This window comes from Halorubrum tibetense, assembly GCF_055396225.1.
Map to the genome: position 1 here is coordinate 1,509,281 of NZ_AP043742.1, position 25,570 is coordinate 1,534,850.

A 25,570-nucleotide genomic window follows, 5' to 3' on the forward strand; every position below is an offset into this window, starting at 1 on the left:
CACGGGATCGAACCGAAGGCGTTTGGCGGCTGTGTCGGGATCGAACCGAAGGTGTTTGGTGGGCGTGCCGGGATCGAACCGTATGAACTCCTTGTGTGTCACCGGCGGCCGGGTCCTGTGCCCCGACGGCCGCGTGGAGCGGGCGGACGTCCTGATCGACCGCGATGCGGGAACGATACGTGCGGTCGGTTCCCCCGACGAGGTCGCCGACGCGGCCGGTGCGGCGGCCGAGACGCTCGACGCCGAGGGGTCGCTCGTGATCCCCGGGCTCGTCAACGCGCACACCCACGTCGCGATGACGCTCCTGCGGGGGTACGCCGACGACAAACCGCTCGACACGTGGCTCAGAGAGGACATCTGGCCGGTCGAGGGCGCGTTCTCCCCGGACGACGTCGAGGCGGGGGCGGCGCTCGGCGTCGTCGAGATGATCCGGTCGGGAACGACCGCGTTCGCCGACATGTACTTCGCGATGGACCGCGTGGCCGACGTCGTCGACCGCGCGGGCCTGCGCGCTCGTCTCGGACACGGCGTCGTCACGGTCGGGAAAGACGAGGAGGCGGCGGCCGCCGACGTAGCGGAGAGCCTTCGGGTCGCCGCGGAGCTGGACGGCGCGGCCGACGGGCGTATCCGTACCGCGTTCATGCCCCACTCGCTGACGACCGTGGGCGAGGATCACCTCCGTGCGGGGATCGCGGACGCCCGCGAGGCCGGTGTTCCAGTTCACCTCCACGCCAACGAGACCCTCGACGAGGTCGACCCGATCGTCGCGGAGCAGGGCGAGCGCCCGTTGGCGTACGCGGACGACCTCGGCGCGCTCGACGACTCGACCTTCCTCGCACACGGCGTCCACGTCGACGACACGGAGATCGACCTGCTGGCCGAGTCGGGGGCGGCCGTCGTCCACTGTCCGGCCTCGAACATGAAGCTCGCGAGCGGGATGGCCCCCGTCCAACGCCTTCGCGAGGCGGGGGTCACGGTCGCGCTCGGTACCGACGGTGCGGCCTCGAACAACGACCTCGACCTGTTCGACGAGATGCGCGACGCCGCCATGATCGGTAAGCTCGCCGCCGAGGACGCGAGCGCGGTGCCCGCTGAGGCGGTCGTGGAGATGGCGACCGCGGCGGGCGCGGACGCGCTCGGGCTTCCCGGTGGCCGGATCGCCGAAGGAGCGGCGGCCGACCTCGCGGTCGTCGACCTCGACGCGCCTCACCTGACGCCCGTTCACGACCCCGTTTCACACCTCGCGTACGCCGCGCGCGGGAGCGACGTGCGACACACCGTGTGTGACGGCCGGGTCCTCATGCGCGACCGCGAGGTCCTCCCGTTCGATGTCGAGACCGTCCGCGAGCGGGCCGCCGCGGCCGCGGCCGACGCCGTCGCCCGCGCGGAAGACGGCAAGTGACCACGGATCGCGCACCGTCCCGTCCTCCCGTCGTCTCGGTGCGGTTTAGCCGGGACGAACCGGGATGAATCGGCCGTAATCCGGCTTAACCGACTTCCCCTTTTAGGTAAGTCACACCCCGTGTCCCGACCGTCATGCGAACACGAACGATACACGTCCTGTTGATCGCGGTCGTCGCGCTCGGTGCGGCGGCCGGGGTCGCGGCCGCGGACGGCGGACTCTCCGTCACGGTCGACGACCTCGACGACGAACCGACCGTCACGGTGACCGAGAACGACACCGCGGTCGCGAACGCCGAGGTGACCGTCGAGACGGTCGAGGAGAACGCCTCCTACGCCGGTGAGAACGAGACGTACGTCACCGCCGAGAACGGTACCGTCGTCCTCCCCGCTGCCGACGAGGACGTGACCGTCGAGATCACGGCCGAGTACGAGAACGAGACGGCGACGACGACAGTCGACCTGACCGCGCCGATCGACCTCGATGTCGCCGTCGACGGGGCGGACGACGACCCGATCGTCACGGTGACCGACGGGAACGAGACGGTCGAGAACGCGTCGGTCACGGTCGAGACGGTCGACGAGAACGCGACGTACGCCGGCGTCGGGAACTACAGTACCGACGCGAACGGCACGGTCGACCTTCCGGTCCCCGAGACGAACGTCACAGTCGACGTGACCGCGGCGTCCGAGGGTGCGACCGCGTCGACGACCGCCGAACTGATCGCGGCGGCGGACGAGGAGCCGGCGTCGTTCGGCCAGCTCGTCCGTGAGTTCATCGCGTCCTTTGACGACCGCGCTGGCGGTATCGGCGCGGCGGTCTCCGATCACGTGACGGAGAACAATCCGGGTAACGCCCCCGATCACGCCGGTAACGGAAGCGGTGCGGGCCAGGGGCCCCCGGATCACGCCGGTAACGGAAGCGATGCGGGCCAGGGGCCCCCGGATCACACCGGTAACGGAAGCGACGATGCCACTGACGCCGAGGAGACCGATGACGGCTCCGATGCCGGAACCGAGGCGAGCGACGCTCCCGATGGGAGCGGTGGCTCCGGTAACGGGAGCGACGCGCACGACGGGACCGGCGCGGGCAACGGCAACGGTGCGGACGACGGGAATGGCCCCGGGAACGGCGCGGGTAACGGCAACGGTCCGCCGGGTAACTGAACCGCCGTCACGGCTCCGCTGCTCCCGCCCGTGTCGGCAGCGTTTAGTGCGCGGTGAGCGAACATATGGGTATGAGCGAGAGCACGTATCCACCGGTCACACAGCACCTATCGGACCCCGAGACGGCCCGCGAGGAGGGCCGGCGTAAGATGGAGTGGGCGCTTCAGCACATGCCGATCCTGGAGTCACTGCGCGAGGAGTTCGTCGCGGAACAGCCCCTCGACGGCGAAGTGATCGCGATGGCGATGCACGTCGAGGCGAAGACGGCGAACCTGGTCGAGCTGCTCGCCGACGGCGGCGCGGAGGTCGCGATCACCGGGTGCAACCCGCTGTCGACCCACGACGACGTCTCCGCGGCGCTGAACGAGCACGACTCGATCACCTCCTACGCCGTGCGAGGCGTCGGCGACGAGGAGTACTACGACGCGATGCACGCGGTCGTCGCCCACGAGCCGACGATCACCGTCGACGACGGGATGGACATGGTGAAGCTCGTCCACGAGGAGTATCCCGAACTCATCGACTCCATCGTCGGCGGCGCGGAGGAGACGACGACCGGCGTCCACCGCCTGCGCGCGATGGACGACGAGGGGGAGCTCCACTACCCCGTCTTCGCCGTCAACGACACGCCGATGAAGCGGCTGTTCGACAACGTTCACGGCACCGGCGAGTCCTCGCTGGCGACCATCGCGATGACGACGAACCTCTCGTTCGCGGGCAAAAACGTCGTCGTCGGCGGGTTCGGCTACTGCGGGAAGGGCGTCGCCAAGAAGGCTGCGGGTCAGAACGCCAACGTGATCGTCTGTGAGGTCGACCCGCGAAAAGCGCTCGAAGCCCACATGGAGGGGTACGAGGTGTTGCCGATGGCGGAGGCCGCGGAGAAGGGCGACGTGTTCGTCACCACGACCGGCAACCGCGACGTGATCACCCGCGAGCACTTCGAGGTCATGTCCGACGGCGTCCTGCTCGCCAACGCCGGCCACTTCGACGTGGAGATCAACCTCGAGGAGCTCGACGACCTCGCCGTCGATCGGTTCGAAGCCCGCGACGGCGTCGAGGGGTTCGAGATGCCCGACGGTCGCGTGCTCAACGTGCTCGCCGAGGGTCGCCTGGTCAACCTCGCCGCGCCCATCGCACTCGGCCATCCGGTCGAGGTGATGGACCAGAGCTTCGGCGTCCAGGCCGTCGTCGTCCGCGAGCTCGCGGCGAACGGCGAGGCGTACGAACCCGGCGTTCACGACGTTCCGGATGACCTCGACCGCGAGGTCGCCGAGATCAAACTCGCCGCCGAGGGCGTCGCCCACGACTCCCTCTCCGACGAGCAGCGCGAGTACATGGGCAGCTGGGAACACGGGACCTGATCGCGAAGGACCCGAGCGTCGTCCGGTCGACCAGCACTGACCGCTTGCGTTCGGCGTTCGTCCCGTCCCGGACGTTCGTTCGGCTTTCGGCGTTCGTCCCGTCCCGGACGTTCGTTCCCTCCCGCCTTTTCCGTGTCTCGTGTGTTCGACCGGCTTTTGTGGCTCCCACCCATACGATACGTATGAACCTCACCGCCGTTTTTCACGCCGGGTTCGGCGTCATGCTCCTTGTCGGGATCCTCGCATCCGACACGACGATCCGGGTCGCCGCGTTCGGGATCGGTGTCGCGCTCTTCGTCGCCGGTATCGTCGTCGCACGACGCGGCGACGAGTAGCGATCGTGAGTCGAACACCGCCACACGTGGCTGACACACGGTTTTTGTCCCCCGACCGCGTACTTCGACCGTGACAGTCACGAGCCTCCACGACCCGAGCCACCGCGAGGCGCTGTGGGAGCTGGAGGCGGCGTTCGACCGCGGTGACCTGATAAGCGTGTTCGGCCGGTGTACCGTCTCCTACGAGGGCCGGGCCGCCTCGGATCTGGGTGCTGGCGACCGGCTCCTCCTGTTGAAACCCGACGGGGCGGCGCTCGTCCACACCGACGAGGGCCGGACGCCGGTCAACTGGCAGCCCCCGGGATCGGAACACCGCGCGACGGTCCGCGAGGGTCGTCTCCGGGTCACGTCGACCCGAGAGAACCCCGACGAGACCCTGCTCGTCCGGTTCTCGGACGTCCATCAGCTGTCGGCGATGCCCGTCACCGGCGGTCGCGACCTCACGCTTCACGGCAGCGAGGAGGATCTCCGGACCCGGATCCTCGAACGACCGTCGCTGATCGAGGACGGGTTCGAGCCGCGGGAGACGGAGCGCCCCTCCAGCGCCGGCCCGATGGACGTCTTCGGCGTCGACGCCGACGGAACGCCGGTCGTCGTCGAGCTGAAACGGCGGCGGGTGGGGCCGGACGCGGTCGGGCAGCTGGCGCGGTACGTCCGGGCCCTCCGGGAGGAACTCGGGGCGGATCCAGACGGGAGAGATAGTTCGGATGTGAGAGATAGTTCGGATGGAAGAGATAGTTCGGACGGGAGGGATAGTTCGGACGGGCTAGACGGTTCGACGGGCTCGGATGTAGCAGACGGCTCGGACGCCCCCCGCGTCCGCGGTGTGCTCGTCGCCCCCTCGATAACGGATCGGGCGGCGGAACGGCTCGCCGACCGGGGCTTCGAGCACGTCGCGCTCGAGGCGACTGGGGGGAAGTGAGGGGTGCGGCGGTGCGTCCCGACGCGTAGTCGCTTCCGTCGCGGTATCGACGGGTTTATTGACGCAGCGGCGGCTACATCGGACAAGTAACCATGTCCGACAAACCCGCCTCCATGTACCGGGAGATCGACAAGCCGTCGTACACCCGGCGGGAGTACATCACCGGGATCCCCGGTTCGAAGATCGCACAGCACAACATGGGCGACCTCTCCGCGGAGCCGGACGACTACCCCGTCCAGATCAGTCTCCGCGTCGAGGAGGAGCTCCAGATCCGCCACGGCTCGCTTGAGAGCGCGCGCCTATCGGCGAACCGCCACCTGATCAAGGAGCTCGGCGAGGGCAACTACAAGATGACCCTCCGCAAGTTCCCCCACCAAGTCATCCGCGAGAACAAGCAGGCGACCGGTGCGGGCGCGGACCGTGTCTCCGACGGAATGCGTCAGGCGTTCGGCAAGCCCGTCGGGACGGCCGCCCGGCTCGACAAGGGCGACGTCGTGTTCACGGCGTACTGCGATGTCGAGCAGGCCCCCGTCGTGAAGGAGGCGTTCCGACGCGCGTACAACAAGCTCTCTCCGCCGTGCCGGATCACGGTCGAGCGCGGCGAGAAGCTACTGGTCGCGTAACCGCTCGCTGCGTAGACGCGTTCGGTTCTTTCTCGGTTCTCACCCCGCTCTCCCGATATCGCCCGAACAGTCCCGACCGCGCCGAGGTGCGGTCCCGTGAGTCGAACCCCTGAAATACCCGAACGACGTACCGGCGACCAGTGTCACAGCAGCTGGGAGCGGTCGAGACGCTGTTCTTACACGAGGCGCGGAGCGACTACACCGTAGTCGCGAACCGGGACGGAACCCGGGTGCTTCGGGGGCGTCTCGAGTTGAAGGACACCTCGGCGGGCCCCCGCCCGGGCAAGTTCCGCGTGGTCCGTGACGGCGAGGACCATCCCCGCCGACCCGACGAGTTCGTCGAGCTCGCGCGGGCCGCCGAGCGGATCCGGATCTCCCAGCAAACCTCGTCGGAGGGACGGAGCCGGCTGGAAGCGATGCTCGACGGCTATCAGCTGGAGGCGATGACGGTCCGGACATGCCGCCGCTGTGCGAACGACGGCCGCTACGGGCCGATCACGTCGGAGACCGCGATCGAACACAACGACGAACACGTCTGTCCCGACTGCGCCCGCCGCGAGCTCGAACGCGAACTGTCGTACAAAGGCGAGTTCACGGGCGCGGCGGAGGAGCGGCTCGAGGAGCTGTTGTACGAGTCGAAGGACCTCGACCGGATCATCAACCTGCTGTCGGGCGGGCTCGACCCCGACCTCACGAAGTTCGACGAGGTGTCGGCCAACGTCGACGACGTGACCGCGGTTCGAACCGACGAGCTCGACCTCCACCCCGACTTGGCAGACCACCTCCAGGGCCGGTTCGAGGAGCTCCTCCCCGTTCAGAGCCTTTCCGTACGGAACGGGCTGCTCGACGGCGACGACCAGCTCGTGGTGAGCGCCACGGCGACGGGGAAGACGCTCGTCGGTGAGCTCGCGGGGATCGACCGGGCGTTACGCGGCGACGGGAAGCTGCTGTTCCTCGTGCCGTTGGTCGCACTCGCCAACCAGAAACACGAGGACTTCGAGGACCGGTACGGCCACTTGCTCGACGTCTCGATCCGGGTCGGCTCCTCCCGGATCGCCGACGACGGCAACCGGTTCGACCCGAACGCGGACGTGATCGTCGGGACCTACGAGGGGATCGACCACGCCCTCCGGACCGGGAAGGACTTGGGTGATGTCGGGACCGTCGTCATCGACGAGGTTCACACTCTCAAGGAGGGCGAACGTGGTCACCGCCTCGACGGGCTGATCTCTCGACTCAAATACTACAGCGAGAACCGGATGGAGACCCATTCGGGGTACGACGGCACCCAGTTCGTCTATCTCTCGGCGACCGTCGGCAACCCTGAGTGGCTCGCGAAGCGCCTTCGGGCGACGCTGATCGAGTTCGAGGAACGGCCGGTCCCGATCGAACGACACGTCACGTTCGCGGACGGCCGCGAGAAAGCGCAGATCGCGGACAAGCTCGTCAAACGCGAGTTCGACACGAAATCCTCGAAGGGGTATCGCGGCCAGACGATCGTCTTCACGAACTCCCGCCGCCGGTGTCACGAGATCAGCCGGAAGCTCCGATACGACTCCGCGCCGTACCACGCCGGACTCGACTACGGTCGCCGAAAGAAGGTGGAACGCATGTTTGGCGACCAGGAGCTGTCGGCGGTCGTCACCACCGCGGCGCTGGCGGCCGGCGTCGACTTCCCCGCTTCGCAGGTGATCTTCGACTCGTTGGCGATGGGGATCGAGTGGCTCTCCGTCCAGGAGTTCTCACAGATGCTCGGGCGGGCCGGTCGTCCCGACTACCACGACCGCGGGCGCGTCTATCTCCTCGTCGAGCCCGACGCGGTGTACCACAACTCCATGGACCGGACCGAAGACGAGGTCGCGTTCACCCTCTTGAAAGGCGAGATGGAGGACGTCTCAACCCACTACGACGAGACGGCGGCCGTCGAGGAAACGCTGGCGAACATCGTCGTCGCGGGCAAGAAGGCCAAACGACTCAACGATCGGATGATCGGCGAGGTCCCCACCAAACACGCGATCGGGAAACTCTTGGAGTGGCAGTTCATCGACGGGTTCTCCCCGACCCCGCTCGGCCGGGCGGTGTGTCGACACTTCCTCGCGCCCGACGAGGCGTTCTTCATCCTCGACGCGATTCGAAAAGGGACGGACCCCTATGACGTCGTTGCCGACCTCGAACTGCGCGACGACGAGGGGTAGCCGGCGCGGCCGCCACGACCGGTCCACGATCATCCGGGCTAAGTGACCGATCGTGACGGTCGTCTCGAGCTCATCGCGGAGTGATATGTGCGCGGCCCGAGGGGACGCGGGACATACCTCAACCCTTTTCGTCGTCCGGATGCCCTGTCTCGTATGGTCGTTCTCGGCGCACTGGCGGTCGGGACGACGGTCCCGCCCTTGACGACAGAGATCCTCGTGATCTTTGCTATCATCGCGCTCGCACTCGTGTTTTTCGTCGCCGAGCCGGTGCCGATCGACATCACCGCGATCGGCGTGATGGTGGTGTTGATCGTGTTGGAGCCGTGGACGCAGGTCGACGCCGCCACCGGGGTGGGGGGGTTCTCGAGCTCGGCAACGATCACGGTTCTCGCGATGTTCGTCCTCAGCGAGGGGATACGCCAGTCCGGACTGATAAACAAGATCGGGGCGTGGATCGCCGATCGCTTCGGGGACAGCCCGTTCAAACAGCTGCTCGCGGTGCTCGGTCTGTCGGGCGGGACGGCCGGGTTCATCAACAACACCCCGGTCGTCGCTATCATGATCCCGATGGTGAACGCGATCTCCGAGAAGACGGGTGTCTCCCCGTCGAAGCTGCTCATGCCCGTCTCGTTCATGGCGATGCTCGGCGGGATGCTCACACTCATCGGCACCTCCACGAACATCCTCGCGTCCGACGTCTCCGCGCGGCTGCTCGACCGGCCGTTCTCGATGTTCGAGTTCACGCAGCTGGGGGTCATCGTTCTCCTCACCGGTGGGGTGTACCTCGCGACGGTCGGCCGGTACCTCCTCCCCGAGCGGATCCGGATGGACGACCGGCTGATCGAGGGGTTCGAGATGACCGAGTACCTCACCGAGGTGGTCGTTCGCGGTGACTCCCCGTTCGTCGGCAAGACGGTCCATCAGTGTCTAGAGAGCCTCGACGTCGACGCCGACATCGTCCAGCTCGTCCGTGACGACCAGGTGTTCACGGAGCCGCTCGCGCGAAAACAGGTGCGCGAGGGGGACGTGCTCGTGTTGCGGACCGACCGCGGGAGCCTCATGTCGCTCGTCGACGCCGAAGGACTGGACCTCGCGCCCGACGCGGACGTGAGCGAGGAGCAGCTCACGACGGAGGACGACGCGATCGAAGCGGAGGCCGAACAGAACCTCGTCGAGGTCGTCATCTCTCCGGAGGCCCCGCTGATCGGCGAGACGCTGGAGACCCTGAACTTCCGGAACCGCTACGACGCGACCGTCCTCGCGATCCGTCGGGGCGGAAAAGTGATCCACGCCCGCATGGACGAGCGGGGGCTCCGTGCCGGCGACACCCTCCTGTTACAGGCGACGGAGGACACGATCACTCGCTTCAGCAACGACCGGGACTTCGTCGTCGGCGGGCGGCTCACCCGCCCGGACTTCCGGACGGAGAAGATACCGCTCGCTATCGGGATCGTCGCCGGCGTCGTCGCACTCGCGGCGCTCGATATCCTCCCGATCCTCGTGAGCGCGCTCGGCGGGATCGTCGCGATGGTTGCGACCGGGTGCGTGAAGCCGAACGAGGTGTACTCCTCGGTGGACTGGAGCGTCATCTTCCTCCTCGCGGGGCTGATCCCGCTCGGCGTTGCGATGGAGCGTACGGGCGCGGCCGAGTGGCTCGCGAGCGTTATCGTCGTCAACGCGGTCGGACTCGACACCGTGGTCGTGTTGGGCGCGTTCTACCTGTTCACCGCGCTGATCACGAACGTCGTCAGCAACAACGCGAGCGTGGTGTTGATGATCCCCGTCGCCATCGACACTGCGGAGGCGATCGGGGCCGACCCGTTCTCGTTCGTGCTCGCGGTGACGTTCGCGGCCTCGACCGCGATGCTCACCCCGATCGGCTACCAGACGAACCTGATGGTGTACGGACCGGGCGGGTACAAGTTCACCGACTACTTCCGGCTCGGCGCGCCGCTCCAGCTGGTCCTCACCGTGGTGACCACGCTCGGGATCGTGTACTTCTGGGAGGTCTAACCCGCCTCCGAGCCGTCCCGGCACCGCTTCCCGTCGCCGAACGAAACGTTTTACCGCTGCATCCGGGTATGTACCGATGCGGGACCGTGGGTTAGTGGTATACTTCGGGCCTTGGGTGCCCGTGACCCCGGTTCGAATCCGGGCGGTCCCACTTTTGTGGCGCGATCACCCTGACGAGCGCCGCAGCCGTGCGTCGGATTCGAATCCCCCAGCCGACCGCCGTCTTTCGAAATCCTTTTGTCTCGAATCGGCGTTGATGCGAGTGCGAGCCGCCTTAGCTCAGACTGGGAGAGCACTCGACTGAAGATCGAGCTGTCCCCGGTTCAAATCCGGGAGGCGGCATCCGGTTTCTACGCGATTTTCATTCGAAGAGCTTTCGAATTCGACTGAAGATCGAACTGTCCCCGTCCTCGCGAGCGGAGCGAGCGGGGAGTCGAAAGGCGAGCGACAGCGAGCCTTTCGGTAGTTCAAATCCGGGAGGCGGCATCATACTCACGGTTCAAATGCCTGCGAGCTTTGCGTGTGTGCAGTAGGAACTAGTCAGATCTTCTAGGTTTTGAACAGAGGCCGTTCGAACCGCGCGTCGTTTCGGCAACCGATCGGTATGGGCGTCACTCAAAGTCGTCAAGCCGGTCGGCGAGCGCGTCCATCATCTCCCACAGGAGCCCGGATACCGAGCGTGTATCGAACGAGACCGGCTCGTACGTGTACGCGTCGTTCGTATCATCGCGTTCCTGATAGTGCAGTAGTCCATCGACGTGGGGGTTCGGTTCACAGTGGAACCCGCAGTCGAGCCCATCCGATTCGCCGTAATGGAGGGTGTAGTACGCCTGTATCGGGGTCCGCATCCAGGCATCGTTCGTCCGGTCGGACGCTTCGGGACTGGGTGACGGATTCGGGACCCACGTCACCCGGAGAGACGCGGTCTCTGCCGGGCGACCGAACCACGATGGATCGAGCGTGGCCCGTACTTCCCGGTACTCGTCCGGTGGTTCCCCCTCAATGGATCGAACGGCAGAGTGTCGCGCCAGTTCGCCACGTAACTCGCGCAAAATGCGGTGTCGATCACGACCCCGATCCGAACCCCCATCGAAGCGAACACGTCCTCGGGAGGAGTCAGGAGAAACACGCCGGGAGGCGCTGTTGCCGGACCGGTTCCTCGGCGTGCCCCGGTCGCCGGTCATGCGGTGATCGACGACGGGTCGGACGTCCAACTGTCGTAGTTCTTTATCGCGTCCTGCACGAGCGAGAGCCGATACCGGGCGAGTTCCCAATCGCTTGCTGCCCGCGTAAGTTCGTATGCCATCTCGGCAGGGACGTCGTCCACGGCTGCTTGTTCACGGAGTGCGTCGGGGGAGTCCGCGTCATACTCGGCGCTCCACTCCGCGATATCCGTTTTCAACGCCGCTGCCTGCTCTGCGAGTTCCCGTTTTGTCGTGCCTTCGAGTACCTCCCGGACGTCTCGAAGTCGTGTGTACAGTGGATCCGGATAGTAGTGGCGGACTCCGTCCTGCTCGGTTGCCATCACGACACCGAGATCGATGAGTCGACGCAGATGGTCCCGCGCGGTGTTCGGAGAGACGGCTGCCTCTTCAGCGATCCAAGAGGCGGGTCGGGACTCCGAAAGCGTCATCGTGACCGACTTCACCCGGTCGAACGCCGAGGCGTGCCCTTTCCACGTCCTCTCCCACTCCGGTTCGTCCCCGGACACACTTTCGGGCGACATACGCCAAAGTAGTCACTTGTGCGTAATAATTCTATCTCCCCGCAAATTATTGCGTTTGTTTCGATCCTCTCACAGTCACCATCTCGACTTTGGGGTAGATCAACGCGACAGGCCGTTTCTGTACGGGAGTGGTCATGCCGTGTAGCGTTTCGCAGCTCATCGAACTGTTCGGTTCGACGTGAACCGTTTTTTCGTGGAGAGTGGTTCACGATCCGGGAGGCGGCAGTGTTCCTTCATCTGTTCCACATTCGAGGTCCTCTCACGGGAGACGTTGGTCACTCGGGTGCCGCGTCCGCGCAGTCGGTCCGGATCGCCATCTGCCGTCTGGGTTCGTCCTCGAACGCTCCGTCGACGGGGCTCGACTGGATCAGCCGGTAGACGCGGATGTGTTCGGCGTCGACGTCGTAGTTCTGGCTCGCCTGTCGACACATCCAGTCGGCGTACCCCTGCGAGATGCTCCCTCCGTCGGAGTCGCGTACGGCCTGCATGAACTTCCGGTGGCGGAACGTGTCGTACTCGGCGGAGGCGTCGGGCGGCCGGTCGAGATCGACCTCGCCGCCGGTTCGCGCGTCGATGCTAGAGCCGTTCGCGAGGTCGACCTGGGGGACGTACCAGCTGTACGTCGTGGAGGGGTCCGGCGCGTACAGCCCCCAGCTCTGCTGGTCGACGTGGCTGTGGTCGATCTCGTCCGGCACGTCGTAGCCGGAGACGTTGCTCCCGGCGAACACGAGGATCCACACGAGAACCAGGAACCCGACGACGGTCACGAGCGAGCGACCGTACGCCACGGCGTACGACGAGACCTCTTCGTACCCCTCGTTTCGGAGGCGGTCGAGGAGTCGGTGCTCGACCGGCTGCTTCCGAAGCGGTCCGAGGGTGGCGGCGTCGGGGAGCCGAGCCGCCCAGCGGTCGGGGACGTACCGGGTGAGCGTGTCCCAGAAGACCGCCGGGAGGAACGGAAGTACCGAGGCGGCGAGCGCGAGCGGGAACATCCCGACCGCCATCGCGGTCAACATCCCGAGGAACGCGACGATGTACGCGAGCGCGGTCACCGCCCGAACGCGCCCGACGGGCAGCAGGAGGAAGACGACCGATCCGGCGAGCAGCGTCACCCACGCGTAGTTGAGTGCGGTGAGCACGGGCGGGTAGTCGACGAGCACGTTGCCCAGATACACCGTCATCACGTCGTTAGCGAGCGCGATCCCCAGCGCCTCGCCGGCGTACCAGGTGTCGCCGCCGTGTTTCTCGATCGCGTTCGCGGTGAACACGACGAGCGGTTGGACGAGGAGCGCGGCGGTCCCGAAGCTCGCCACCGTCCGCCGGGCGGAGCCGCGGCGCAACGCGTCGATCGACCACCGCTCGCCGAGGGGTGTCACGAGCGCGACGAACAGCAGGACGCGAAGGAGCCGGTCACCGCCGTTGAGCACCGCCGGGTTGCGCGCGTGAAGCGAGAACAGCAACACGAGCGAGACCACGCCGACGAGCCGCGTTCGGTACCCCAACACGAACGCGACCGCGAACAGCGCGGCGACGACGAACAGCAACTGCTGGAACCAGAGGTCACCGGAGAGCGCGTGGACCGAGAGCCCGTTGTACTGCGTGTAGGTGAGCTCGTAGGCGGCGAACGGGTACGCTCCGTTGTCGGTGTAGAACATCTCGATCGACCCGAACCGGTGTACCAGGTCGACGATCAGGATCAACCCGAGCGCGATCCGGATCGCCGCTAGCGACCGAGCGTCGACCGTGAACCGGGCGCGGACCCGGTCGCGGACGGGTTCGGCGCGCAGCCATAGCTGCGTACAGGCGTCGAAGACACGGGCGACGGGGGTAGTGAGGGATCCTGATACCATCGGTCCGTCAGCGATTCGGCTGAGTGCGTCGAGCCACGAGCAGCGCGTATGTATATTTGTTGGAGGCTACGGCGGTCGTTTCAGTCATCTCGTGGATCCTGACTCTCCGGCTGTCCTCTCCTCCGTCTGCGATCACTCGACCCGTGACTCCACGACGGTCGCCGCGACGATCCCCATCGTCTGTCCGACGCCGACGACGCCGATCCCGGCGACGACCTCGATCGGGGCCGCCGCGAGCGTCACCCCGACCGCCCCCGCCAGCGAGCAGACTCCACCGACGTCGTAGGCCAGCGCGGTCTCCTCCGCGCGTCGTCCCGTGTATATCAGTCCCACGGCCGGGAGAAGGATCCACGCATACAGCGCGAGCGCCAGGAGCGGCTCGGCGGGGAGCCCGATCGTCCCGTTGAGCGCGAGAAAGCCGAGCACGCCCGCGATCGTTGCCGGCGTTCCGGCGAGGATAACGAGCTTCCACGCGCGGAGCGTCCCTGACGACATCTCGTTCCAGGATGCCGCGACGAACCCGACGAGTAGGGCGCTCATCACGACGTGCGCGACGAACAGAGCGTGTTCGGAAACGATCCCGGCGACCGCACCGGCAACGACGGTCCACGCGGCCGGCACCAAGAGTGCCGGGCCGTTTTCACGGATGGGTCGGAACACGACTCCGGTTCGGTCGGCCGCCCGGATAAACCCGCCGTGACCACACCGGACAAAAACCGACTGTTCGGTCGGTATCGGTTCGTCCAACCGACTGTCCGTTCACGGATGCGAGATATTCTGACAGTACCGAAAAACGATCGTCCACCGATACCCGTGGTAACTGTACACTCGCAAGTCTTATGCCCGAAACGCCCGTTTGTACGATTGCAATGGCGACAGGCAAGGTTGATTTCTTCAACGACACTGGCGGCTACGGTTTCATTTCGACTGAGGACGAGGACGACGACGTGTTCTTCCACATGGAGGACGTTGGCGGTCCGGACCTCGAAGAGGGTCAGGAGCTCGAGTTCGACATCGAGTCCTCGCCCAAGGGTCCCCGCGCGACGAACGTCGTTCGGCAGTAATCCGGAACCAGGTGGGTCGGTCCGGTTCACGCCGGCGGCGACTCTGACACGCGAAAACGAGTTCTTTCCCGCGGTTCGGACTTCGGTCCGTCCCGGGCAGTTATCCACGCTTCGAGCGACGGGTCCGTCTCTCGGGGACGATCGTTCCGCTCAGACGTGCTGACCCCAGAGGCCGCGCCCCTTCGTCACCGTGACGTCCCCCTTGACGCGCGTCTGACACGCGAGTCGGACGTCGTGGCTGGGGTGGTGTGGTGGGAACCAGAGCCGGGCCTTCTCCTTTTTGCCCGGTTCGCTCACTTCTCCCTCGACTTTGACGGCACAGGTTCCACACGAACCCATCCCCCGGCAGTTGAACTGTTCGGACTTCCCATTGTACACGGAGAGACCCGCCTCCCGAAGCACGTCGCGCAACACGGCACCTTCCTCACACTCGATCTCCTCGCCCTCGTAGTATACGGTCGGCATGTGGCTCCGGTACGCGATGGAGCCACATAGGTGCTGGCGTCTGTCCGTCGGGACGGCCGCCTGGTCACGCTCCGTGCCGGCCGCCCGGTCACGCTCCATATCGCCCGCCCGGTTCGCGTGTGCCGAGCGTCCGACAGCGACGGGGCGTTTTTTACCCTCGGCACCGCAGAGGGGTGTAATGGGACTCAGGTGTCTGCTCGGACACGATTTCTCCGAGCCTGAGATCGAAAAGGAACGGGAGGAGGACGGCCGAGAAGTCGTCACGACCGTCAGGGAGGTGAAGACCTGTAGCCGCTGTGGCGAGACACAGGTCGTAAGCGAGAACACCGAAGTCACGACGATCGAACAGCTCGCGGACCACGCGGCGGGCGACGAAGGGACGAATAGGGGCGCGACGGAGACGGCGACGGGCGCTGTGGCCGAGACGGGTACAGCAGCTGCCGGCGATGCCGGCGATGTCGGCGATACCGGCGATGCCGGTGATACCGGGAACGCCGTCGATGCTACAGGTTCCGGAGGGATCGCGGCTGGCGACGGGGTCGATGTCTCGAAGACACCAGACCTCGACCGGACGGCCGACGACGTTGCCAGTGGCGTTGAAGACGACGCGGTGATCCTGGACGACGATCCGGGGCCAACAGATCCGGACCCAACCGATGAGGAACCGATCGACGAGGAACCGACCGATCCGGCCGACGCTGCCGAGTCTGCGTCGTCTGTCGATGCGGCGGGTTCCGCCTCGGAGCCGGCCACCGATCCCACGTCCGGGGCGGCCGCCGACTCCGCTTCCGACTCCGACTCCGCCTCGGATCTCGCGGCGGACGATGAGGACGCCGAGCTGATCGACTCGAACGGCTCCGATGACACGGCGCGAACGGCCGCCACCGAGACTGGGGCGACTGCCGCTGCCGACAACCAGTCCGACGCCGCGGGCTCGGAGGCGGCGACGGGCGGCGAGACGAGCGCCGAGGACGACGACGGCGTGATCCTCGACGACGATACCACGGCCGACGACGGGGATAGAGCCCACGGCGCGTGGCCGGCGGACGACGCGGAGACGGACGACGCGGAGACGGACGACGGGTCGACGGGCGGCGGGGATCACACCCCTTGGCCAGAACAGCGCGGGGAGGACGAGGGGTTCAGCGCCGAAGTCGGCGGCAGTGGCGACGCCGATGTCGAGTTCGGCGGCGGGCTCACTCCCGAACCCGCCGACCCGACGGCCGAGTCCGACCCGGACACCGAGTACGTCGAAGCGCCGGACGACGGCATCGCCACCGGGACCGGTAGCGGGGCCTCGACAGCGTCCGACGACCGGAGCTCGCGTGACATCGACGCCGACGCGGACGGGACGTCGCCCGACGCCGGCTCGGGGATCGCCCACGGGGACAGCCCCGACTTCGAGCGTCCCGAGGCACCGGTCGCATCCGAGTACTACTGTCCGGCGTGTGGGATGACGAGGGAGATCGACGGGAACTCGCTGCGTCCCGGCGACATCTGTCCCGACTGCAAGCGTGGCTACATCGACGAACGACCGATCTGAGAGTGGATCGCCGCGCAGTCGCTCTACGGCCCCTCCGCTTTTCATCTACCGATCCGGTTGTAGCGTTTCTGAAACGCCGATGTCCGCCGACCCGCCCGTGACGAAACTGGTTTAGGGGCTCCTGTCGAACGGTCGCGACATGAAGGAGTACAAGATGCGCCGCGGCGAGCATCTCGACGACCGTATGCCCGACCTGAAGGGGTCGATCGAGGAGTACTTCGGCGAAGTCACTGGAACCGAAGAACACAACGGCCACGACCTGTACGTGGTCGAGGATCCCGATAACCCCGTGTTCGATCGGATCCTCGCCGGGGCGGCGGCGTATAGCGGCAAGAAGGACAAGCTCGCGGTCCACTTCGAGGAGCGTCCCGCCGAGGACGTCATCGCTGAGGGGAACGCGGACGCCGCCGCCGACGCCGTCGACGCGAAAAACGAGTTCCTCCTGGAGGCGACCGGTCGCGACGCGAAGTCCCGGCGCGACTCGCTCAAACGCGAAGTCGAGGACGACGCCCCCGACTACTGATCGGGCTCTGATACCGTCTTAGGCAAACGCTCGTCCGGATTGCCCGCTCCCGTCCCGACCCCGCTGTCTCTTTCGCCGTCTCTCACCGCCGCCCGGCCTTTCGATGCTGCCGATCGGTCGCGTTCGCTCGCTCCCCAAACGCTCCCGCCCTCACTCACTCCCGAAACGGCGTCGCATTCGATCGCACGAGCGACCGCTCCCCCTCGGCGTCTGGTTCCGAGCCGGCGCCGATCTCGGTGATTGAACAGTTGTCGACGGCGAGCTCCGTGAGTGCCCGCTCGGGGTCGAGCCCTCGGTGGTGTCCGGTAACGAGGCGGATCGGGCCGCCGTGGCTCACCGCGACGACCGTCCCGTCGCGGTCGGCCAGATCGGCCGCGGCGTCGAGAACGCGACTCCGCACGTCGAGCCAGCTCTCGCCGCTATCGGCGGTCGCCACCGCGGCGTCGTGACCGTTCTCCAGCAGATCGAACGCCGGGTAGTCGTCGAAGAAGGAGCCGGTTTCGAGCCCTTGGAACACGCCGAAGTCACGCTCGCGCAGCCGTGAGTCGGTCTCGATCGGGGTTCCGGTCGCGTCGGCGATCGCCTCGGCGGTCTCTACCGCGCGGTCGAGGTCCGACGTGACGAGTCCGTCCACGTCGCGTGCGGCGGCCAAGTGGTCGGCGACCGCCGCGGCCTCCTCACGGCCCCCCTCGGTGAGGCTCACGGGGGCCCAGCCCTGGATGCGTCCCGTCTCGTTCCACGTCGTCGTGCCGTGTCTGACGAACAGCGTCGTGCTCACGAGTGGAATACGACCGGGGTGGACATACCGATTGCCCTCACGAAGCCGCACATGGCTCCGTCTCGTCGGCGGCACACTATTGAGTCGTCGCGAGCAAGGGGACCCGATGAGGAACGCCACGGTGTCGCCGTCGCTGGCGTCGGCGCTCTCGCGGACCGCGCAGTCGCTCCAGGCCGCGCGTCGCGAGGCGCTCGCCGCGGTCGCGGTCGAGGAGACGGAGTGGGAGTACGCGGGCCGGACGTGGTCGTGGCCCGCGGGGGAGGAGATGACGTACTTCCGCGGTCTGGCTCCGGGGGAAGCCGCCGTTCTCGAAGCCGCCGAGACGGCACACGGGCTCAGGGCGCTCGCGGTCGGTACCGGCCGTGTCGCCGTGGCGCTGCCGGCCGACGGCGTCACGTCTCCGGAGGACCACGACGGACTCGTCGCGAAGCTGGCGCGCTATGGCCCCTCGGCCGAGATGGGGGACGGCCGTACACAGAACCGACGGGAACGTCGGACATGGGATCAGATCGGCTCGCACCCGTTCCTCCCGGTCCTCGACGCGGACGGCTCGGGAGGGGATGACCGCGACGACAGCGACGTAGCGGTCGGTGACGACAGCGACGTAGCGGTCGGTGACGACAGCGACGCGGCGAGTCGCGATGTCGTCGACGCCGAAGACGGCGGCGACTGGGTCGTGATGCCGCGGGCGACGGTTCCGCCGCCGGAACCCGCACGGGAGACCGCACTCGACCGGGTTCGAGAGTCGCTGGCGGCACACGCGGGGACGTTCCACTTCGACGAGCTGAAACCCGAGAACGTGGGCGTCTACGACGACCGGTTCTGGATCGTCGATTACGGCCGTCCGCCCGGCGAGCCGCTGTTCGTCGACCCACCGGGCGGAACGGATCGCCCGTCGTTTTGATCTCCCGTTCTCGGCGTCGTTCGTCCCACAACCGTCCCACCGGAACCGTCCCGATTAAGTGGCAATGGGACCCTGTGTTCGCTGATGGCTTACTACGTTGGCGTCGACCTCGGCGCGACCAACGTCCGTGCGGTCGTCGGCGACGAGACGGCGACCGTGCTCGGATCCGACGAGCGCGGAACCCCTCGCGGCCCGAACGGGATCGCTGTCACCGAGGCGGTCCTCGAAGTCACTCGAAACGCGTGTGCCGAGGCCAGCGTCGACCCGAGCGAGGTCGTCGCCGCGGGCATCGGATCGATCGGCCCGCTCGACTTGGCGGCCGGCGTCGTGTTGGGGCCCGCCAACCTCCCGGACACAGTCGAGCGGATCCCCCTCGTCGGCCCGCTCTCGCGACTGCTCGACACGGACGATGTCCACCTCCACAACGACACCAACGCGGGGGTGATCGGCGAACGGTTCCACGCCGAGCGCAACCCCGATGACATGGTGTATCTCACGGTTTCTTCCGGGATCGGTGCCGGCGTCGCGGTCGATGGGGAGGTGCTCTCCGGTTGGGACGGCAACGCCGGGGAGGTCGGCCACATGACCGTCGACCCGCACGGGTTCATGACCTGCGGCTGCGGTCACGACGGCCACTGGGAGGCGTACTGCTCAGGCAACAACATCCCGGAATACGCCCGCGAGCTCCACGAAGAGGACCCTATCGACACCGAGCTTCCGATCGACGATCCCGACTTCTCCGCGGTCGACGTGTTCGCGGCGGCCGGAGAGGACACCTTCGCCGATCACGTGATAGCCCAGCTCGCCCACTGGAACGCGATGGGGATCGCCAACGTGATCCACGCGTACGCCCCGCTCGTCGTCAGCGTCGGCGGCGCGGTCGCGCTCAACAACCCCGACCGACTGCTTGATCCCGTCCGCGAAAAGCTGCCCGACATGGTGTTCATCAACGTCCCCGAGATCCGGCTGACCGACCTCGGCGACGAGGTCGTCGTCAAAGGCGCGCTCGCGAGCGCGCTCACCGGCGGTACCGGCGACCGGTCCCGCGTCGAATCACCTCCTTAGGCTCGCTCGTCGGGGTCGACTGGTTCGTCGACATCGGCTACTTCATCGAGATCGACTCGCCCGTCCGCTTCATCGAGATCGACTCGCCCGTCCGCATCGCCTCGCTCGATCGTCGGCGGATCGTCGCGTGCGCTCGTCTCGTCGCGGCCGTTCGTCGGGCTCCCGCCGTCGTGATCCGGGACGGTCGCCTCGTCGGCGTCCTCCCGCGTCGTCGTCGAGCCGGGGTCGGTGTCGTCCCCCCGCGTCGCCGTGTAGACGTCCCGATAGCGCCGGAGCTTTCGGAGGAGCAGGTAGCCGAAGAACCCCTGGAACCCGAGGACGAACACGAACAGCGCGGGAACCTGGGGGATCCCAGTGACGACCGATATCACGACGGTGAACGGGCCGACGAGGCTGTTGTACAGCGCGTGGATCGTCGCCGCGATCACGAGCCCCTTGACGACGATCGGCCCCTTGTGTTCCGGGTTGAACTTCGCCAACCCGAGGTAGTAGCCGGCGAACGCCGAGTAAATAACGTGTCCGGGGCCTGCGAGCGCCCGTAGCGCCGCGATCCCGTCACCGGCACCGAGCGCGGCCACGCCGAACGTGAGCGCCTCGAGGTCGACGTTCTGTGCGATGTACACGAGGTTCTCGATGACGGCGAAGCCGAGCCCCGCGATCGCCCCGTACACCGCCCCGTCGATCACCGAGTCGAACCGCGAGTCGGTGTACGCGTACAGCCGAACGGCGAGCAGTTTCACCGTCTCCTCGACCGGCCCGACGATAATAAAGAAGAACAGGACGAGGCCGAGGAAGCCGAACGGCGCGAACAGGGGGCGTGCGAGGTCGTTGAGCACCGCCGCGAACGTCGCCGTCAACACCGACAGCAGGAACGTCGCGACCAGAAGCGAGAGCGGTTCGGCGGTCGTGGCATCGGACACGTACACGTACGCGGCGAGGCCGAACGCGGGCAGCGCCGACAGTGCCACGAGCGCGGCGACGGCCGGGTCGAAGAGGAGTCCCAACCCGAACGACGCGAGGATAGCGAGGAGAATGACCCCGGCCAACAGCACGATGAACGCCTTCGCCGACCGGGTGAGAAGCCAGTATAGCGCGACCGAAAGCCCGTCCAAGGAGGTCCGCTCCTCCCAGGTGGCGATGTCGTAGAGGTCGCGGTCGTCGTCCGCGGCCTCCTCGATCGGGTCCGACCGTGATGCCATACGCCGCCTTCGGTTCGATCCGACTTAAGCCGTCGGCGTCGTAACCGTTCCCCATGACGGTCCAGCTCGACCCACGACCCGGCGTCGACCTCGGAGGTGTCGCGGCGTGAACGTCCGCATCCGCGGGATCTACACCACGGCGCTGACCCGCCTCCTCCTCGACGCCGGCCACGACGTCGTCGACGCCTCCCCGCCGATCCGCCGCCGATTCGGCGAGTCGTTCCCGACGGCCCCGCCGGACGCCCGGATCGCTACCTCGACCGACCGGCAGGGAGTCGGCATCGCCGGCGACCCGGCGGCGGTCGCCTCGCTTCGACCGCTGCTCGCCGACGTCGGAGTCGACACGCTCGCATGGACGGATCCCACGCCGCCCGGAACGGTTCTCGACGGCGAGGTGACGGAGACGCTCGGCGGCGGCGCGGTCGTCGAGCTCGTGGTCGGGGACAGTAACGGGGTCGCGGAGGGGTACCTCCCGTACGGCAGCGTCGACGCCAGGGTCGAGACGGGAGACCGGGTCCGGGTACAGGTGCGCGAGTCCGCCGCCCCGTGGGTGTCGCCTCGTCCCGAGCTCGACGCGACCCTCCGTGTCGGCGGCGGGCTCGTCGCGCTCGAACCGGGGTCGGGGACCCGCGTCGACGTCCGCGACGACGAGGCGGCCCGCGAGCTCGCGGGAATGGTCGACCTCCTCGGGGTGGAACCGCCGGACGGCTGGCGCGCGGTGTGGGGTCCCGCGGCGCTCGACGCCGGGATGGACGCGCTGGAGTCGGGGCTGGACCGCGCCGTCGACGCGGCCGAGGAACTGGCGGACGCCGCGGGCGAGACCGGCGTTCTCGACGCCGACGCGACGGCGGCGACCGCCCCGATCGCTCGGCCGAACGCCGGCTTCTGGGTCTGGTTCGGTCGGGAGTCCCGGTTCGCGCTCGACGACACCCGTCGCACGGTCGAGGCCACGATGCCGGGACACCACCGCGTGAAGGCGGGCTCCGCTTCGGCGTCGGCTGCCGTCGACTTCGCGGAGGCGCTGTGTGATCCCGATCCCGACGACCCGGACGCCGCTTTCCCCTTCACCGTCGTTCGCGAGTCGTTCGGCCCGGCCGAGGGCGACACGCTCCGGATCGAACACGGGAAGCCGGACGGCCGGCTCATCACGCTTGGCGAGGGAAGGGTGACCGAGGTCGATGCCGACGGTGGCGTCACCGTCGAACGGGAGATGAGTCCGGGCGGGAGCTACGACGGTCTCGGCGGCCGTCGCGAGGCGGGCGACGTGGCGGTGACGAGCCTGTCGGAGGGTCGCCGGTGGTATCCGACGACGTACCGCGCCGCCGACGGGACGGTGAAGGGGACGTACGTCAACGTCTGTACGCCCGTCGAGGTGTTCCCGGACGCGGCCCGCTACGTCGACCTCCACGTCGACGTGGTGAAACACCCGGACGGGACGGTCGAGCGGGTCGACGACGACGTCCTTGACGCGTCGGTGTCGCGCGGCGACACCCCCGAACCGCTGGCGGAGAAGGCACGAAGTGTGGCGTCGGCGCTGACGAACGCGCTGTGAGGCGACCGGTTCGGGGTCGATTCCCGGGTCCCGATTCGGCCGTCGGTGGATCACGACGCGGGGTACACGGATACTTGTCAGTGGTGACTCGATCCGTCCGCTCGACCGGCCCGGCAGTGATCTCGGTGGTCGATCTCTGATGGAGATAGCGGCACGATCGTATATAAGTAACCGACGAAGGTCGCGGTGCTGTCGTATATAAGGGGAACTCCCCGTGCTGTCGTATATAACTCACCGCTACCGTCGGTGACTGAACAGGACGAAAACTCCTCGTCGGCAAAATCGGCGATCTAGTATATAAAGTGCCGCTCGCAACGACGGCGATCTAGTATATAAGTGGGCGACCATGACGACGGTGACGACGATATCGACGCGCACGGCCGTGGCTCCTCGTGTTTCGGTGTGCGTGGACTGAGGGGAGTAAGCCCCCTTCGGTTCGTCCCGACATTCGGCTAAGCGTCCGTGGCCGTGGCCGGACTACCTGATGGCCGCGGACTTGCACCGGCGAGGATTCGCCGTTCCATCCGTCCCCACCTGTCTCCCCTCGTCGGGTTAACTCCCTTCCCTTACGGGTCGGTTCGCTCGGTCGCGGGTGACCCCGCGATCGACGTCGGTCGCCGAGGCGACCACACGCGACTCATCGGTCGGGGTGGGGGGTGTCGTTGCTGTTCCAGCGCCAGCCGTCTCCGACTCCGGGCGTGTGCCCGGTCGCCCGTCCGGCCGGTGGGGGGACTTTCCTCATGCCGAGGGCACGGGAGTCGGGCTCCCTCTGTCCGGCCGATCGTAGCCGCCGCCGGCGAATAAGCGATTCGGTCGGCGGGGTTATCGATACGTCAGGAACCGTTCCGCGTTCGGCCCCGCCTGAACCCGTGTGAGACCGGCTCAAACCCGTGGTTATCGGTCGATCACGGATCCTCACGCCCAAGGGAAGCGTTCAAGTCGTCAGCCGTGTTACTAGGTTTCATGTCCGAGGCACAGACCGTTCAGCTGTCGTACGACGACGGGGCACGAGCGGTCGAACTCGCACGCGAGGCGGTCGAGTCGTTCGTCCGACACGGACAACGGGAGCAACCCGGCAGCATGCGCGAGGCGTTCTACGCCAGAACGGGCGCGTTCGTCCGCCTCGAATCCACCCGTGGTCGGGGCAGACTGCGCGGCTGTGCCGGCGCATGGGACGACTCCGACCAGCTCGGCCACGCCATCGTCGAGGCCGCGATCAAGGCCGCCTCCGGCGACTCGTGTGGCTCCGAGGTCGAACCGAAAGAGCTCGAAAACATCACCGTCTCGGTGTTCGCCGTCTCCAACACCGTCCTCACCAACGACCCGCTGGAGGACCTCGAGATCGGCACCCACGGCGTCGCCGTCGACGGTGGGAACGACCACGGCTGGCTCTATCCGACCGTCCCCGTCGAGAACGGCTGGTCCGGCGCGGAGTTCCTCTCGCGAGCCTGCCGGAAGGCCAAACTCCCCCCGAACGCGTGGCAGGATGACGACACCATGGTGACGCTCATCGAGGGGCAGGTGTTCCGCGAGCGCCCCGACGGCGGCGCGGTCGAGGAGCTGTAACCCGGGGATCCCTTCGGGCTGCGGTTCTCCTCCTCCCGTCGGCGTTCCGTTTCTCCCGTTGTACTCTTACTCTCCGCGCGGTCTCCGATCTCACGCCGACCCGTAGTCGACGCGTTCCGCGTCCGCGAGTGCCCGCTCCGCCGCCTTGTCGAGGTCGAACGTCTCTCCGTTGACGATCTCTCCGTCGCGGATCACGGGCTCCAAGAGCGGCTCGGCGTCCGCCGGACCCTCTCTGTCGGCCAGCCCGACCGCGTGGCCGCCGTCGGCGGTCCGGTACGCCTGTTTCGCACCCGAGAGCTTGCCGCGTTTGGCCGCCGGCTCGCCGTCGACCGCGACGAGGTCGAGCGCGAAGTCGACCGGGTCCGCGTTCGAGACGTGGCCGCCGACGCCGAACCCGTCGACGTACTCGCGGAGCTCGCGGAGGTCCGCCGGACCCAGCCCGCCGGAGACGTACACGTCGACGTCGTCGTGGCCCCGAGCGTCGAGCTCCCACTGGACCTCGCGAACGATATGTTCGAAGTCCCCCCGCCGCGACCCGGTGGTATCGAGGCGGATCCCGTCGAGCCGGTCGCCGAGCGTCTCCACCGCTCGGAGCGTCTCGTCGACCTCGTCGGTGTAGGTGTCACACAGCGCGATCCGGGGAGTGTCGGGGTCGGCGGCCTCGTCGAACGCCCGCCACGCGGCCTCCTGGTTCCCCCGCCCGAAACAGATCGCGAGCGCGTGCGGCATCGTCCCCGACGCCTCACGGCCGATCAGGTCGCCCGCCGCGACGTGCGAGAAGCCGTCGAACCCCGCGAGCAGGGCGGACCGTTCGACGGCGGCCGTCATCGACGGGTGGACGTGCCGCGCCCCGAACGAGAGCAGCTGCGAGTCGGGGGCCGCCACCCGGCAGTCGAGCGCGGCGGTGGCCATCGCGGAGGCGTGCGAGAGGAAGCCCAGAAGCGACGTCTCCAGCCGAGCGAACGACAGGTATGGCCCCTCGATACGCATCACCGGACCGCCGTCGAACAGCCGTCCCTCCGGGATCGCGTGGACGTCGACGTCGCGGTCCGCCAACAGCGCGACCGCGTCTTTCAGCCCGGCGAACAGCTCGAACTCGCCGTCGGGGAACTGGTCGGCGGTCACCTCGGCGACGACGTGCGGGTCCCGACCGGCACGCTCCAACGCCGCGGTCGTCCGGTCGAAGTACGCGTCGGTCGCCCGGCCGTCCCGGATCGCGGCCGCGTCGACGATGTCGAACTCGGTCATACCGAACGGTTCGGCCGGGGACCACGAAAAGCCATCCGTGTCGCCACCGGGCGGATCCGTACGGCCGACT

At 67.4% G+C, this 25,570-nt stretch carries 22 protein-coding genes, 2 tRNA genes, 1 other RNA gene and 1 pseudogene; 17 read left to right on the forward strand and 9 right to left on the reverse strand.

Going from position 1 to position 25,570, the window contains the following annotated elements; all coding sequences use genetic code 11:
- Positions 1–82: 82 nt before the first annotated feature.
- The 10 genes from ACZ5TV_RS07600 (at position 83) to ACZ5TV_RS07645 (ending at position 10,359) form a co-directional block, all read left to right on the forward strand.
- On the forward strand, positions 83–1,402 hold the full coding sequence (locus tag ACZ5TV_RS07600) for an amidohydrolase (RefSeq protein ID WP_464384312.1): 1,320 nt from the start codon (positions 83–85) through the stop codon (positions 1,400–1,402).
- A gap of 134 nt (positions 1,403–1,536) precedes the next feature.
- Complete coding sequence (locus tag ACZ5TV_RS07605; protein ID WP_379779531.1) at positions 1,537–2,568, forward strand: hypothetical protein; 1,032 nt, start codon at positions 1,537–1,539, stop codon at positions 2,566–2,568.
- A gap of 71 nt (positions 2,569–2,639) precedes the next feature.
- Positions 2,640–3,929: an adenosylhomocysteinase gene (locus ACZ5TV_RS07610; protein ID WP_379779533.1), complete on the forward strand. Its 1,290-nt coding sequence runs from the start codon at positions 2,640–2,642 to the stop codon at positions 3,927–3,929.
- 182 nt (positions 3,930–4,111) lie between these two features.
- Positions 4,112–4,264, forward strand: a complete 153-nt coding sequence (locus tag ACZ5TV_RS07615; protein ID WP_379779535.1) for a hypothetical protein — start codon at positions 4,112–4,114, stop codon at positions 4,262–4,264.
- A gap of 70 nt (positions 4,265–4,334) precedes the next feature.
- Positions 4,335–5,186 (forward strand): endonuclease NucS, encoded by an 852-nt coding sequence (gene nucS, locus ACZ5TV_RS07620; protein ID WP_379779537.1) that lies wholly within the window; start codon positions 4,335–4,337, stop codon positions 5,184–5,186.
- A 92-nt stretch (positions 5,187–5,278) separates the two neighbouring features.
- Positions 5,279–5,809 carry a 50S ribosomal protein L16 gene (locus tag ACZ5TV_RS07625; protein WP_379779539.1) on the forward strand — a complete coding sequence of 177 codons (531 nt, stop codon included), beginning with the start codon at positions 5,279–5,281 and terminating at the stop codon, positions 5,807–5,809.
- Between the two features lie 140 nt (positions 5,810–5,949).
- Positions 5,950–8,004 (forward strand): DEAD/DEAH box helicase, encoded by a 2,055-nt coding sequence (locus tag ACZ5TV_RS07630; protein ID WP_379779541.1) that lies wholly within the window; start codon positions 5,950–5,952, stop codon positions 8,002–8,004.
- Between the two features lie 153 nt (positions 8,005–8,157).
- The gene (locus ACZ5TV_RS07635; RefSeq protein WP_379779543.1) at positions 8,158–10,017 is read left to right on the forward strand and encodes an SLC13 family permease; all 1,860 of its coding nucleotides are present in this window, start codon (positions 8,158–8,160) and stop codon (positions 10,015–10,017) included.
- Between the two features lie 80 nt (positions 10,018–10,097).
- Positions 10,098–10,168 (forward strand) — tRNA-Pro (locus ACZ5TV_RS07640).
- A 117-nt stretch (positions 10,169–10,285) separates the two neighbouring features.
- Positions 10,286–10,359: transfer RNA gene (locus ACZ5TV_RS07645), tRNA-Phe, on the forward strand.
- Between the two features lie 269 nt (positions 10,360–10,628).
- Here the strand turns inward: ACZ5TV_RS07645 and ACZ5TV_RS07650 are convergent.
- The 4 genes from ACZ5TV_RS07650 to ACZ5TV_RS07665 all read right to left on the reverse strand — a co-directional run bounded on the left by ACZ5TV_RS07650 (position 10,629) and on the right by ACZ5TV_RS07665 (position 14,253).
- The gene (locus tag ACZ5TV_RS07650; RefSeq protein WP_379779545.1) at positions 10,629–10,865 is read right to left on the reverse strand and encodes a hypothetical protein; all 237 of its coding nucleotides are present in this window, start codon (positions 10,863–10,865) and stop codon (positions 10,629–10,631) included.
- 332 nt (positions 10,866–11,197) lie between these two features.
- Positions 11,198–11,743: a winged helix-turn-helix domain-containing protein gene (locus ACZ5TV_RS07655; RefSeq protein WP_379779547.1), complete on the reverse strand. Its 546-nt coding sequence runs from the start codon at positions 11,741–11,743 to the stop codon at positions 11,198–11,200.
- Positions 11,744–12,018: 275 nt separating this feature from the next.
- A complete protein-coding gene (locus ACZ5TV_RS07660; protein ID WP_379779549.1) occupies positions 12,019–13,593 on the reverse strand; it encodes an HTTM domain-containing protein in 1,575 nt (524 codons plus the stop codon).
- Positions 13,594–13,725: 132 nt separating this feature from the next.
- Entirely contained in the window at positions 13,726–14,253 is a 528-nt protein-coding gene (locus ACZ5TV_RS07665; RefSeq protein ID WP_379779551.1) for a hypothetical protein, read from the reverse strand.
- Between the two features lie 209 nt (positions 14,254–14,462).
- Between ACZ5TV_RS07665 and ACZ5TV_RS07670 the strand changes: the two genes are divergently transcribed.
- On the forward strand, positions 14,463–14,657 hold the full coding sequence (locus ACZ5TV_RS07670; protein WP_023499165.1) for a cold-shock protein: 195 nt from the start codon (positions 14,463–14,465) through the stop codon (positions 14,655–14,657).
- A 150-nt stretch (positions 14,658–14,807) separates the two neighbouring features.
- Here ACZ5TV_RS07670 and ACZ5TV_RS07675 read toward each other — a convergent pair whose 3' ends face one another.
- A complete protein-coding gene (locus ACZ5TV_RS07675) occupies positions 14,808–15,122 on the reverse strand; it encodes a 2Fe-2S iron-sulfur cluster-binding protein (RefSeq protein ID WP_379779559.1) in 315 nt (104 codons plus the stop codon).
- A gap of 178 nt (positions 15,123–15,300) precedes the next feature.
- Between ACZ5TV_RS07675 and ACZ5TV_RS07680 the strand changes: the two genes are divergently transcribed.
- Together ACZ5TV_RS07680 and ACZ5TV_RS07685 are read left to right on the forward strand one after the other, a co-directional pair.
- Entirely contained in the window at positions 15,301–16,665 is a 1,365-nt protein-coding gene (locus tag ACZ5TV_RS07680; protein WP_464384313.1) for a DUF7093 family protein, read from the forward strand.
- 139 nt (positions 16,666–16,804) lie between these two features.
- Entirely contained in the window at positions 16,805–17,188 is a 384-nt protein-coding gene (locus ACZ5TV_RS07685) for a DUF5611 family protein (protein WP_379779555.1), read from the forward strand.
- 154 nt (positions 17,189–17,342) lie between these two features.
- Here the strand turns inward: ACZ5TV_RS07685 and ACZ5TV_RS07690 are convergent, their stop codons facing one another.
- Positions 17,343–17,966, reverse strand: a complete 624-nt coding sequence (locus ACZ5TV_RS07690) for a histidine phosphatase family protein (RefSeq protein ID WP_379779557.1) — start codon at positions 17,964–17,966, stop codon at positions 17,343–17,345.
- A gap of 106 nt (positions 17,967–18,072) precedes the next feature.
- On the opposite strand from ACZ5TV_RS07690, the gene ACZ5TV_RS07695 reads away from it, so the two are divergent.
- Positions 18,073–18,870 (forward strand): hypothetical protein, encoded by a 798-nt coding sequence (locus ACZ5TV_RS07695; RefSeq protein WP_464384314.1) that lies wholly within the window; start codon positions 18,073–18,075, stop codon positions 18,868–18,870.
- Between the two features lie 84 nt (positions 18,871–18,954).
- Positions 18,955–19,935, forward strand: a complete 981-nt coding sequence (locus tag ACZ5TV_RS07700) for an ROK family protein (protein ID WP_379783078.1) — start codon at positions 18,955–18,957, stop codon at positions 19,933–19,935.
- Between the two features lie 221 nt (positions 19,936–20,156).
- Here ACZ5TV_RS07700 and ACZ5TV_RS07705 read toward each other — a convergent pair.
- Positions 20,157–21,134: pseudogene (locus ACZ5TV_RS07705) on the reverse strand (PrsW family intramembrane metalloprotease); the annotation flags it as partial.
- Between the two features lie 106 nt (positions 21,135–21,240).
- Here ACZ5TV_RS07705 and ACZ5TV_RS07710 point away from each other — a divergent pair.
- Positions 21,241–22,686 (forward strand): ribonuclease FAU-1 family protein, encoded by a 1,446-nt coding sequence (locus ACZ5TV_RS07710; protein WP_464384315.1) that lies wholly within the window; start codon positions 21,241–21,243, stop codon positions 22,684–22,686.
- 409 nt (positions 22,687–23,095) lie between these two features.
- Here the strand turns inward: ACZ5TV_RS07710 and rnpB are convergent.
- An RNA gene (gene rnpB / locus ACZ5TV_RS07715) (RNase P RNA component) lies at positions 23,096–23,460 on the reverse strand.
- 189 nt (positions 23,461–23,649) lie between these two features.
- On the opposite strand from rnpB, the gene ACZ5TV_RS07720 reads away from it, so the two are divergent.
- Positions 23,650–24,252, forward strand: coding sequence for a TIGR00296 family protein (locus tag ACZ5TV_RS07720; protein ID WP_379783244.1), 603 nt, complete (start codon positions 23,650–23,652; stop codon positions 24,250–24,252).
- 90 nt (positions 24,253–24,342) lie between these two features.
- On the opposite strand, the gene ACZ5TV_RS07725 is transcribed toward ACZ5TV_RS07720, so the two are convergent.
- Positions 24,343–25,500 carry a nicotinate phosphoribosyltransferase gene (locus ACZ5TV_RS07725; protein WP_464384316.1) on the reverse strand — a complete coding sequence of 386 codons (1,158 nt, stop codon included), beginning with the start codon at positions 25,498–25,500 and terminating at the stop codon, positions 24,343–24,345.
- Positions 25,501–25,570 lie beyond the last annotated feature (70 nt).